Source organism: Arenibacter amylolyticus (assembly GCF_002150785.1).
Classification (GTDB): Bacteria; Bacteroidota; Bacteroidia; order Flavobacteriales; family Flavobacteriaceae; genus Arenibacter; species Arenibacter amylolyticus.
On sequence record NZ_MTAZ01000004.1, the window covers coordinates 533,604 to 546,319 of the forward strand.

Here is a 12,716-nt window from a genome sequence, read left to right on the forward strand (position 1 = left end):
AATATGTTGAACATCCACAACCTCTCCGTCTCTTTTGGAGGGGAATACTTATTTGAAGAAATATCTTTCCGATTGAATGCTGGCGATAGGGTTGGACTTATAGGTAAAAACGGGGCCGGAAAATCGACCCTCTTAAAAATATTGTCCAAGGACATGCCGGTAGACTCGGGCACAATAGCCGCCGATAAGGACCTTAAAATGGGTTTCTTGCGTCAGGACATAGATTTTGAGCAGGGAAGAACGGTATTGGAAGAATCGTACCAGGCGTTTATAGAGATCAAGGAATTGGAATTGAAGTTAGATGAGATTAATCATCAACTTGCGGAGCGCACAGATTATGAATCGGATAGCTATAGCCAACTAATCGTGGATCTAAACGATGTTACGCATCATTTTGAAATTTTGGGTGGTTATAATTATGAGGGAGAGACGGAAAAAATATTGTTGGGTCTCGGGTTTAAACGGGAAGATTTCCACAAAAAGACAGAGACCTTCTCTGGAGGTTGGCGTATGCGCATAGAATTAGCAAAACTGCTTTTGCAAAGTAATGACGTGCTTTTACTGGATGAGCCTACCAACCACTTAGATATCGAATCCATTATATGGCTAGAAAACTTCTTGAAAAATTATCCTGGGGCGGTGATGATTGTTTCCCACGATAAAATGTTTTTGGATAATGTTACCAATCGTACCATTGAAATTTCTTTGGGTAGAATCTACGACTACAATAAACCTTATTCCCAGTACCTGGTGTTGCGTAGTGAGATGATGGAGCAGCAGTTAAACGCCCAGAAAAATCAGGAAAGAGAGATACAACAGGCAGAACGACTCATAGAGAAGTTTAGGGCAAAAGCTACCAAGGCCTCCATGGCGCAATCCCTTATTAAAAAACTGGATAGGATGGAGCGGATAGAGGTTGATGAAGATGATAACAGTGTGATGAATCTTCGATTTCAAGTATCCGTGACGCCCGGAAAAGTGGTGGTAGAAATGGAAGGCTTAAGTAAGAGCTATGGGGATAACCATGTTTTGCAAGACGTAGACCTGTTAATTGAAAGGGATACCAAAACGGCTTTTGTTGGGCAAAATGGACAGGGAAAATCTACCTTGGCAAAAATTCTGGTGGGAGAGCTAGACCATACAGGTCACTTAAAATTGGGGCACAATGTGCAGATAGGTTATTTTGCGCAAAACCAGGCAGAGTATTTGGATGGCGATAAAACAATCCTGGATACGATGATTGATGCTGCCAATGAAAGCAATAGGAGTAAGGTAAGGGATATTTTGGGGTCCTTCCTATTTAGGGGCGATGAGGTAGAGAAATATGTGAAGGTGCTTTCCGGAGGGGAACGAAACCGCTTGGCATTGGCCAAGATGCTATTGCAGCCCTTTAATGTCCTAGTTATGGATGAACCTACCAACCACTTGGATATAAAGTCTAAGAACGTCTTAAAACAAGCCCTTCAGAATTTTGATGGCACCCTTATTCTAGTCAGTCACGACCGAGACTTTCTTCAAGGACTTACCAATAAGGTGTACGAGTTTAAAGACGGTAATATCAAGGAATATCTAGGGGATATCGATTACTATCTGGAAGAACGTAAGGTGGAAGATTTTAGGGCAATAGAGAAAAAATCGGCCCCTGTAAAAAAGAAAGAGAAAGTAAAGGAGGAACAGGTTAGTTTTGAGGATCAGAAGAAACGGAGATCATTAAAAAACAAATTGAAGTCTACCGAGAACGAAATCTCCAATCTGGAGAAGAAAATTGCCTCCATAGATCAAGAGCTCCTTTTAAATTATGATGCTACCATAGCAAAGCCTAATTTTTTTGAATCCTATGAGAAGAAGAAAAAGGATTTGGAAAAACTAATGAAGGATTGGGAAGCGCTTAGCATGGACTTGGAACAGTTTCAAGATTAAGCCCTCTTCTTCTAAATGGGGTCTTTGCACATACGCGGAAGAAACTACTGTGAATTGGATAAAGGCCGGCATTTGATTCTTAAAGTACTGGTAGTCTTGTTATGATATTCATTATTTCTAGTGAGCTTACATCAGTGTAGCATCACTTGTGCAATAAGCCTTTCACCACAGTTTGCATGGGTTTCACCACAATTTTGAGATGCAGCCGGTCAGTTTATCGATTATTTTTGCTTTTCAACCCTTATTGTCCGTAGTTTGTGGGGTAATTCCCTGATAATCTGCCGCTATTGGTAAGCATAGGAAAACAACATCGATATGAAATTTTTGGGCTATCATTCAAAATTTAAATATATACTGTTATTTATAGGATGCTGTGTTGGTATAATATCCACACTTAAGGCCCAGGTTCCCGAACAGGAAAAAGAGGTGCTTTTGGCCTTACACAAGCTTACGGCAGGTGACCAATGGAATACCCAATGGGATTTAGATCAGGAAGTGGAAGCATGGCATGGGGTAGGTGTAAAAGATGGACATGTGGTATCCATCAACCTTTTTATGAATAATTTGAAAGGGAGTTTGCCTAATAACCTTGGAAACCTGACGCATCTAGAGGAGTTAAACCTTGCTTTTAATAAGATAGGGGGGCAGCTTCCAGAAAGCATTTCCCAATTATCTGAACTAAAAGTGCTACAGCTGGAAATGAACCGTCTAGTAGGGCAGCTTCCAACTAACATAGGAGAGCTGAGGGCTTTGGAACAGTTAATCCTTTTTAATAATTCGCTGTCTGGTTCCATTCCCGAGAGTCTGGGTAACCTCAAAACCCTTAAAAACCTCAATTTATCCAGTAACAACCTATCTGGAAATATTCCCGCTTCCTTGGGGCAACTCTCCAATTTGGAACAGCTTGGATTGTTCGATAATAGACTTAATGGAGCTATCCCCAATGAAATGGGTAGCTTGTTAAAGCTAAGGGAATTGGTGCTTGCTAATAATGAATTGGGAGGTGCCATTCCAGATGAGTTCTCTAATTTGGCTAGCCTGCAGGTGCTTCAGCTACAGAATAACAATATTTATTCCTTCGATGGTCTAAGGAAAATGGATACTGCTCAGTTCCTGGTGTTCGATTATGACAAAGGGAAAGAAGAAGGGAAGTTTAAGGAATTGAAGGTAGACCGTACACGCATGGTAGACACCAAATTTGAAGACGATATTGAACCTTAGTCAATTGGTGTATCCGCTGGGAAGAAGTGATTGGGCATTCTGCAAAGCCCTGGCTCACGGTAGTTCCAAATTACTATGGAGACAGCCTTTGATTTAGGGTCATGGGTACCGCTTGCTTAAATTCCTGTCTGTTTCTAATTCTATATTTCTTAGTAACTTACAGCATAAGGGAAAAATAAAAGGTACCATGTACGAGCAGTTTTTTCAATGCCCCTATTGTTGGGAAGAGATTTCTATGCTTTTGGACACCTCCGTGGGGTCCCAAAATTATGTGGAAGACTGTGAAGTCTGCTGTAATCCCATAAGTATTACCGCTAGGTTTAGTGATGGAGAGCTCATAGGTTTTGAGGCGGCAGATCTTGGGCAGTAGGGATAGCTGTTCTTTGGTTGGCCAAGTTTGGACTTAGATTGGTCTCCATGCCATGAAATTAAAGAAAAAGAGGTTTACATTTTGGAGGAATGCGGTTTCCAGGTTTTATCCAGTTACCATCCTTGGATCCATTTTGTAAACCTCTTTTTTAGCTGCGTACTATTTTTTGTAGTCTCCAGCATTCACAACGGTCCACTCCTTATAGGGTTTTATATAGGTTTTTATGGCCTTGTTCACCTTGGCTACGGTTAAACTCTTTACTTTTTCTTCCAATTCCTTTTGGAATTCCATGCTGCGATTGTAGAAGATGTTGTTATTGATGAGTCCGGCTAACTCCCCATCTTTAGCTCTAGAAACGTTTTCTTCCTGAACCCATCCATTTACCGCATCCTTCAATTCGTCCTCTGTAATCCCATCTTTGATATATCTATCTAACTCTTCTTTAAAGCCTTGCTGCACCTTTTCATAATTGCTAGGCGCATAGATGGCGTATAGTATTAAGGAGGAGTTTTGGTCGTTCTTATTATGATCGGCTTGGAATCCAGCCCCTGCACCATAACTTACACCGTCTTTTTGACGTAATCTTTCCGCGATTCTAGAGTTTAAGAATCCGCCTCCCAATATAGTAGTAGCAATGCTTAAGGCTGCATAATCCTCGTTTTCCTGACTAATTTGTACGTTTAGGCGCCCTAGGGTCATCGCATTTTGTTTGTCTGGCGTTAGGATGTCCTCGTTGAGGGGCTGGGAAGCGGTATAAGGATTTTTAAGTCGCTCATAAGGGTGTTTGCTCTGGAAATTGGCAAACTCCTTTTCCATAAAAGTGGTTACCTCTGACGGCTGCATATCCCCTATGGCTACCATAATGGATTTACCCAAACCATAAAAAGATTCGTGAAAGGCTTTGAGGTCTGCAATGGTCAATGCTTTTATGGCGGCTTCCTCCTCGGCTACCGTCATGGTATATAGCGGATGTCCTTTTGCATACGGATTATTTATTCGAGATAATCTTTTGGAGGCGAGGAACTGGGGTTCGGTCTTATTGCTTTCTAGCATAGCTAGATGTTCTGTTTTTAATTTTTCCAATTCTGCCGGATCAAAAGAAGGGGTTTTAAGCATTTCGGCCATAAGGGCCAAAGAAGCCATCAGGTGTTCTTCCTTAGAATTTACATAGGCATAAATATTCCCGTTACTGGCGCGGAAAGAGACAGAAGACTGAAGTTTACTTAGTTCGTCTGCAATCTGTTGCCTAGTTTTGGATTGGGTGCCTTTATCTAACATGCTAGCCGTATAGGACGGAATTAGCCCGGTGTTGTAAAGCGATTTTTCATTCCCGTTTCTCATGCTAAAGTTGAGTAGCACCGTTTTCCCTCTATTGTTTTTCTTTATGATGCCGTACTCAATCCCGTTAGATAATTGGCCTTGCTCCAGTCTTTCTGCAATGGCGTTATAGGAGACATCAAAGGCTTCTCCCATGCCCATATCTTCCTTGCCTGTGTAGTTGGCAACCAAGGCTTCTAGATCTTGGGTGTGCTCTATGGCTACTCGCTCCGGTTGTTTGGTAGGGATAAACCTACCTATGGTCCTATTGGTGGGAATTAAATATTTGGTAGCTGCCCTATTTACTTTCTCTAAGGTCATTTCTTCTACCCTGTCCCGATGTATAAATGCCAAACGCCAATCGCCAGCCCCAATAAACTCGCTCATATAGGTACCTAAGAAAGAGGAGTTTCTTAGAATCTGATCCATTTGCTTTAATAGGTTAGATTTAGCCCTGTCTAACTCTTCTTGGGTGATAGGGTTTGTTTTAAAACCATCCATGGTACTTTTAAGTTCGCGTTCTACCTCTTCCATGCTCTTTGTAGAGGGTACATTAACATTCACATAAAGAAAGCCGGGCTCCTTGGTAAAGGGGGAGAACGACCATAGTGAAGAGGCTTTTTGCGTCTCAATTAAATTCTTATAGAGTCGCCCCGATGGCTCATCCGTAAGGATGTTCTCTACCACGGCCATGGCCGCATAATCTTCATGTGAACCAGCAGGGGTATGGTACATGGCCGAAACCACCTGTAGATCACCAATTCTGCTTAAGCTTACTGTTTTCTCTCCGTCTTGTGCGGGTTCTTCCGTATAGTAATCCCTTAAGGGAATGCTGGGCTTCTCAATTTTGCCAAACTTCTCTTGGATGAGCGACAAGGTGGTGGTCTCATTAAATTTTCCGGTAACCATAAGAACGGCATTGTCCGGTCTATAATACTTCTTGTAAAATGCCTGTAGGTTTTCTATGGGGACGCGTTCAATATCCGATCGGTTTCCTATGGTAGAGTTTCCGTAGTTGTGCCAGAGATAGGCAGCATTGATTACTTTACTCATAAGAACACCTACGGGATTGTTTTCCCCACTTTCAAATTCGTTCCTAACCACGCTAAACTCGCTTTCCAAATCCTCTTTGGCAATAAAGGAATTCACCATTCTATCTGCTTCCAGATCTAAGGCCCAATCCAAATTGTCTTCGGTGGCATTAAAGGTTTCAAAATAATTGGTACGATCATACCATGTGGTGCCATTGGGCCTTGCGCCTCGGGCACTCAGCTCCTTTGGGATATCTGGATGGTTTGGGGTGCCTTTAAAAACCATGTGTTCTAGTAGATGTGCCATGCCTTTCTCACCGTACCCCTCGTGCCTAGAGCCCACTAAGTAGGTGATATTCACAGTGATGGTCTGGGCAGAATTATCGGGGAACAGTAATACCCTAAGGCCATTATCCATCTTGTATTCCGTTATGCCTTCTACGGAAGCTACTTTTTTAAGTTGCCCATACGAGTGGTAGGAACAGATAAATAATCCTATTAGAAATAGGTTCAATATTTTGGTTTTCATGTGAGTGTGGATTTGATTACTCCCAATATTACAATATTTTTTGTAAGACTTCACCGCTGTGTCCATAGAATTTTTGAGGTTAAGCTTCGTACTTTTCAATAATTAGTAATATTTTTAGCAACTTAATCTAATTGTCTATTACATAATGTATCATTTTACCAGCTCTAAGTTTAAGACCGTTGTAAACCCAATTTTTTCATCTGTTATTGTATTGTTCGCCTTATGGTCCTGCAAATCCACCGCTCCTGCCTTGAAGGATTCCGGAACGGAGGCGGTAGCCGAATCGTACGTGGAGGAAATTCCCACTACCGATATTTCTTTTGAAATGGTATTAATACCCGAAGGAAATTTTATGATGGGCAGTCCAGATACCGAAACCAAAAGGAATGCCGATGAAGGACCGAGGAGAGCGGTAGAGCTAGATGCGTTTTATATGGGGAAGTACGAACTTACCTGGGATGTTTTTGAGCTGTTTTTTAAGCAAAATAAAGAAATGTTCCAAGATTTGGAAGCGAGTAAGTTGGCGGCCATAGACGGTATTACCAGACCTAGCCCACCCTATGAAGATCCTTCCTATGGAATGGGGAAAACGGGGTATCCGGCCATTAGTATGTCTGCTTATTCTGCCTTGGTATTTTGTAAATGGCTAAGCTCGGTCACGGGAAAATTTTACCGTTTGCCTACAGAGGCAGAATGGGAATATGCCGCTAGAGCAGGTACTGAAACCGCTTATTCCTTTGGGGATGATGCATCAGCGATCGATGATTATGCGGTGTATTATAAAAATTCTAATAACCAATACGCCAAGGTGGGAACCAAAAAGCCTAACCCTTGGGGCTTATATGATATGCATGGGAATGTAGCAGAATGGACCCTAGACGAGTATAAGGAGGATGCATACGCCACCACCGAACCTAAGAATCCATGGGTAAAGCCTACTGTTATCCATCCTAGAGTGATTAGGGGTGGTTCTTGGGATGACGATGCTGATGTGCTCCGATCCGCGTCCAGAGTGGCATCAAGTATTAATTTGCAAAAAAGAGACCCTCAGATCCCTAAAAGTTTTTGGTGGAATACGGATTCCAACTTTATAGGATTTAGAGTGGTTAGTCCAAAAGTACAGCCTTCCAAAGAGGAGCAGGAAAAGTTCTGGCAGACCGTTTTGGACGAGTAGTCGTTCTATAGGGCATTAATGAAAAACATTATCGATATGAAAATTAAAATAACTTTTATAGCCTTATGGCTGGTTGCCTTTACGGGAATTTCACAGAATACATACACGCTGTCCAAAGAAAGTGTGCTGAATATTAATGGAACCTCAACCGTTCACGATTGGACCGTTAAGGCCAATACCCTACATGGGAATTTAACCTATGGAGAGAAAGTGGAAGATGTGGAACTCCGGGTGGTCGCTCCGGACATAGAAAGTGGCCGTGCCGCTGCAATGGATAAAAAAATGCACGAAGCCCTGAAAGCCGAAAAGCATCCCGAGATTACTTTTAAATTTCAGAATCTATCCGATACGGATCCTAATGCCCTTCAAGGTGTTTTAGCCATAGCAGGGAAAGACAAACAGGTAGTGCTTCCCTCGGAAATTACCGAGATAGACAATGGTTTTCGTATAAAAGGCTCCTATGCCCTAAAACTGCAAGATTATGGGATGGAGCCGCCTACAGCTATGTTTGGTCAAATTGTTGTTGGGGATACGGTCACGGTAGATTACAATCTTGTTTTTGTAGGTAAGTAATCGTATTCATAAGACGTTAGGGACCAATAGTTCCTTGTAATAACATAGGGCGTGCTAGCTGGGAGATATCCCTGTAGGGTTGTACTAGTTTAGCGAAGGTTGATGGAACTTCAAGGATAATATGTCGTCTTAATTAATCTAATCCAACAGATTGCGGTGAAACCAGATGTGAATACATATAAGCACTTACTTTTAGCACTGGTCTTATTCGCTACTTTGGGTAGTGCCTACGCCCAATCTAGGGTGACCTATACCCATCAACAAATGGGTACCCAAATACGACTGGTTTTTTATGCGCCAGATAGTATAGATGCCGATAGGGTGGCCCAATTGGCCTTTAAGAAGATAGATGATCTAAATTTAATCTTAAGCGACTACCTGCCCAACAGCGAGCTAAATAACCTGAGTAAAACGGTACATACCAAGGTGCCGGTAAGCAAGGACCTGTTTCAGCTACTACATCAATCCTCGGTAATGAGTGATGCAACTGCGGGTGCTTTCGATATAACTGCTGGACCAGTGGTGGCCCTTTGGAGAAAAGCAAGAAAGAACGGAGTAGTACCTACTACAGAGGAGATTGAGGCCGCCAAAAAAAAGGTGGGCTATAATAAAATACGTCTACTTCCAGATTCCCTAGTAAGCTTATCTACTCTGGGAATGCAATTGGATGTAGGAGGAATAGGGAAAGGATATGCGGCAGACGAGGTTATACAGTTATTGAAAAAAATGGGGGTAGCGTCTGCCCTCGTAGATATGGGAGGAGACATTACTGTGAGTGGTGCCCCTCCAGACAAAGCCTATTGGGTTTTGGGATTCAGTTATTACAATTCTTTGGGTGAGGAGGCCTTTACCAAACTTAAACTAAAGAATAAGTCGGTGGCTACCTCAGGGGATCTGTATCAGTATTTTACCGTAGATGGCAAGCGCTATTCCCATATTGTAGATCCAAGTACAGGGATGGCCATCACCAATACCATACAGGTTACTACTATTGCTCCCACTGGAGCTATGGCCGATGCCTATGCCTCGGCATTGAGTGTTCTTGGTATAGAAAAAAGCAAAAATATCCTAAAACAAACTCCGGGATTGGAGGCTTTTCTGGTCACAGATAGTCCGGCAGACTATGAACAATGGAACAGCCAAGGTTTTCTAGATTATATTATAAGTGATTAACATACTAGGGTTTAGGATACGATAGCAAAGTAATCAAAGGAGAATTCCGGGGTATATTCGTGTCCAAATCCCTGTCGTCCTTCGTCCCGGGAAAGGCGAAAAAAGTCTACCTTGTTTTGTTAAGAGAAAGAGCTTATGCCATATAAAAAACTATTTTCTTGGAACGAAGGGTATATGCCAAACGAAGGGTGTAATTAGAGCTGCCGTATCATCAATCTATAATAAAAAAATACTATGGTCTTAAAGGAGCGTATTAAAGAATTGTCTAAACAATTTACGACAGAATATGTGGAGGTAAGAAGATATCTTCACCAACATCCGGAGCTTTCTTTTAAGGAATTTAATACTGCTGATTTTTTAAGGAAAGAGCTGCAGAAAATTGGTATTACCGATATTGTTTCGGTGGCAGAAACGGGGCTATTGGCAACTCTTCACGGTCGGGAAAAGGGAAGGACTATTCTTTTAAGGGCAGATATGGATGCCCTTCCCATCCAGGAGGAAAACCAAGTAGAATATGCCTCTAGGATTGCTGGTGTAATGCACGCCTGTGGTCATGATGTACATATGAGCTCGTTATTATTTACCGCTAAAATTCTTTTTCAGTTAAGGAGTGAATTTATCGGGACTGTAAAATTATTGTTTCAACCAGGCGAAGAATTGATGCCAGGAGGGGCTACTTTGGTGATGAAGGAGGAAGCCTATCAGCAATTGGGAAAGATCCCTCATTTGGGGCAGCACGTTATGCCTAAATTACCGGCAGGGAAGGTAGGATTCAGGGCAGGGCAATTTATGGCTAGTATGGATGAGGTATATCTTACCGTGATTGGGAAGGGCGGACATGCGGCAGTGCCGGAAGAATGTATAGATCCTATTCTTATTGCTTCACATATCGTTGTAGCCTCCCAGCAATTGGTGAGTAGAATGGCATCGCCAAAAATGCCTAGCGTGCTATCCTTTGGTAGAATTATAGGGGATGGGGCCAATAATATAATTCCCGATCGCGTGACTATTGAAGGGACATTTCGGACCTATGATGAACATTGGCGGGATCTAGCTATAGAAAAGCTTACTAAATTGGCCAAGGCCATAGCGGAAGGAATGGGCGGGGAATGCTATGTGAATATACCCAAAGGCTATCCGCATCTTAATAATGACGAGCCTTTGACCAATTCCATGAAAAAAAGCGCTATCGCATTTCTAGGAGAAGAAAATGTAGTGGATTTAGACCAGTGGATGGCAGCAGAAGATTTTGCCTATTATACGCAAAGTAATCCCGCATGCTTTTATCTTCTTGGGGTAGGGAATACAGATAAGGGAATTACTTCAGGGTTGCATACGGCTACTTTTAATATAGATGAAGTGGCCTTGGAAACAGGAGGTGGGCTAATGGCATGGTTAACTTTAGAAGCGCTGGTGCAATAAAAAGTGCTAATAATGAAAAAAGGTATTGGAAAATTGTTTCCCAATACCTTTTTAAAATAGTTTATGTCTGCAGTGAATTAGAACTGGTATCTAATACCTAATGCGATATCCATATCCAAATCATCTGAGTACTTGCTGTTGAAGCCCAATTCTGGCCTAATATCCAAGGATAGTAATAGCGGAATATCAAAATCATATTCTATACCAATATTTCCTGCAACAAGGGCAAAGGTACCGTCAGACACATCGGAATCAAAACTTCCTAAACCTGCTCCAGCACCTACGTACCAATGGAAATCACCATCCAATGGCATTACCCACTGGTATAACCCTACCAATTTAAAGGCATCAACGTTGTCCGAACTTCTCCATCCAAGATCAAATTCTAACCTGTTACTTTCCTTTAAATAGCGTTGGTAAGAAATCTCTCCCCCAAATCCGTTATTGTCACCAAGGCGTAATCCCAGGGCATTTTCTGAAATTGATTGAGACTGGGCACTTAGGGTCATTAAAAGTGCGATTGTAAGAAAACCAATTAATTTTTTCATCTCTAAATGTTTTAATAGATTTAGTTTAATACTGTATTGTGGCTTGTTAAATTGCCTTATTGATTAAGAGCCAAAATTAATAAAAACCTGCATGATTATTGTACCTTATCCAATTAAAAACTGATGCAAAAACCAGCGCAATTAAATAAATTCTCCTGTTTTTTTATGCAATAGGCTCTTTATCAGCATGCGGCTTATACGGAGCTTTAAAAACCAATTTGCCATGCCCAGAAGAAAAATATATATAGCAATTTTAATTTCAATTTTCATTTTGTTGGGAATATTGGTGGGGGCAAATTTTCTGATGAAATCGAAAATAGCCAAGGCGCTGAATAGTAAACTTCCTACGCATATTAATTTGAGTTATGACGAATTAAAGGTGAACGTGTTGTCTGGATCCGTAGACTTACATAAGGTTGCCATAGCGTTGTTGGATCCAGATAGTGGGTTGGTGCATACCAGTATAGACCTAGAGGCTATGCATTTAAAAGGCCTGGGGTACTTTAACTTGCTTATAAATAAGGAAGTGGTGATCCGAGAGTTAGAGTTACAACAACCAGAGATAGCATATACACCCCATCACCATACCTCCAAAAAAGCCTCCAAGAATGTGGAAGTAGTAGATTTGGAGTATAAAATTATTTTGGAAAACCTCAGCATTAAAGCGGGGAAGTATACCCAGTTGCAGCAAGATTCCGATAGGCCAAAATTAGCGATAGATGCTTTTAATCTTTCCCTAAGGAGCTTGGAGCTTAGTAGGGAGAGTTTAGCGCAAAGCATCCCATTCTCCTACCAAGAACCCAAGTTTGTAGCTCAACAACTATCTATGGATCTCAGTACTTATGAAACACTCCATGTAGCTAAGGTGGCATACGGGAGTAGCGGGATGGGGGTATTGGATTTTGCAATAAAATCTAAGTATGGCAAAAAAGAATTGTCCCGTGTTTTAACCGTGGAACGGGACCATATCAACCTACTAATTCCAGAGCTGCAATTTTCCGATCTGGATTTCGGATTTAATAAGAAGCAACTATATCTACATATTGGGAGTGCAAGCATGAAGGCCCCAAATTTGGAATTATACCGTGATAAATTGATTGGTGACGACTTAAAACATAAGCGATTGTATAGCCAAATGCTGCGTGAATTGCCACTGCAGCTTCATATAGATCAGCTGGTGATTAATGAAGGGTTGGTTTCTTACGCAGAAAAAGTAACAGAAGGAGTGGCAGTTGGTGAGATAATTTTTTCTGATTTAAATGCCGATATAAGCCAGGTGTCCAACATTGAAAAGAATGCTGGTAAGGTGAAAGTTCAGGTTCGCGCTAAACTGATGAGGGAGGCCGATCTGCAGTTGGATTGGAGTTTTGATACACAGAAGGAGAGCGATGCCTTTTTCCTGTTTTCCTCAATGCAACACCCTAAAAATATTTGGCGA

10 protein-coding genes are annotated in these 12,716 nt (G+C 41.7%); 8 read left to right on the forward strand and 2 right to left on the reverse strand.

Annotated elements, in window-relative coordinates; translation table 11 throughout:
* The first annotated feature begins 3 nt into the window (after positions 1–3).
* The 3 genes from abc-f to BV214_RS03040 all read left to right on the forward strand — a co-directional run bounded on the left by abc-f (position 4) and on the right by BV214_RS03040 (position 3,511).
* The gene (gene abc-f / locus BV214_RS03030) at positions 4–1,920 is read left to right on the forward strand and encodes a ribosomal protection-like ABC-F family protein (protein ID WP_086475984.1); all 1,917 of its coding nucleotides are present in this window, start codon (positions 4–6) and stop codon (positions 1,918–1,920) included.
* Between the two features lie 315 nt (positions 1,921–2,235).
* On the forward strand, positions 2,236–3,141 hold the full coding sequence (locus tag BV214_RS03035) for a leucine-rich repeat domain-containing protein (RefSeq protein WP_140157705.1): 906 nt from the start codon (positions 2,236–2,238) through the stop codon (positions 3,139–3,141).
* Between the two features lie 187 nt (positions 3,142–3,328).
* Positions 3,329–3,511, forward strand: coding sequence for a CPXCG motif-containing cysteine-rich protein (locus tag BV214_RS03040; RefSeq protein ID WP_086476029.1), 183 nt, complete (start codon positions 3,329–3,331; stop codon positions 3,509–3,511).
* 159 nt (positions 3,512–3,670) lie between these two features.
* Here BV214_RS03040 and BV214_RS03045 read toward each other — a convergent pair whose 3' ends face one another.
* On the reverse strand, positions 3,671–6,388 hold the full coding sequence (locus BV214_RS03045; protein WP_176328440.1) for a M16 family metallopeptidase: 2,718 nt from the start codon (positions 6,386–6,388) through the stop codon (positions 3,671–3,673).
* Positions 6,389–6,533: 145 nt separating this feature from the next.
* On the opposite strand from BV214_RS03045, the gene BV214_RS03050 reads away from it, so the two are divergent.
* The 4 genes from BV214_RS03050 (at position 6,534) to BV214_RS03065 (ending at position 10,730) form a co-directional block, all read left to right on the forward strand.
* On the forward strand, positions 6,534–7,562 hold the full coding sequence (locus tag BV214_RS03050) for a formylglycine-generating enzyme family protein (protein WP_086475986.1): 1,029 nt from the start codon (positions 6,534–6,536) through the stop codon (positions 7,560–7,562).
* A 36-nt stretch (positions 7,563–7,598) separates the two neighbouring features.
* Positions 7,599–8,135 (forward strand): YceI family protein, encoded by a 537-nt coding sequence (locus BV214_RS03055; RefSeq protein ID WP_176328441.1) that lies wholly within the window; start codon positions 7,599–7,601, stop codon positions 8,133–8,135.
* 168 nt (positions 8,136–8,303) lie between these two features.
* A complete protein-coding gene (locus BV214_RS03060) occupies positions 8,304–9,308 on the forward strand; it encodes an FAD:protein FMN transferase (RefSeq protein ID WP_176328442.1) in 1,005 nt (334 codons plus the stop codon).
* A gap of 234 nt (positions 9,309–9,542) precedes the next feature.
* A complete protein-coding gene (locus tag BV214_RS03065) occupies positions 9,543–10,730 on the forward strand; it encodes a M20 metallopeptidase family protein (RefSeq protein ID WP_086475989.1) in 1,188 nt (395 codons plus the stop codon).
* A 77-nt stretch (positions 10,731–10,807) separates the two neighbouring features.
* On the opposite strand, the gene BV214_RS03070 is transcribed toward BV214_RS03065, so the two are convergent.
* Complete coding sequence (locus tag BV214_RS03070; RefSeq protein ID WP_086475990.1) at positions 10,808–11,278, reverse strand: hypothetical protein; 471 nt, start codon at positions 11,276–11,278, stop codon at positions 10,808–10,810.
* Positions 11,279–11,501: 223 nt separating this feature from the next.
* On the opposite strand from BV214_RS03070, the gene BV214_RS03075 reads away from it, so the two are divergent.
* On the forward strand, positions 11,502–12,716 hold a 1,215-nt coding region (locus tag BV214_RS03075; RefSeq protein WP_140157708.1), incomplete at its 3' end, for an AsmA family protein.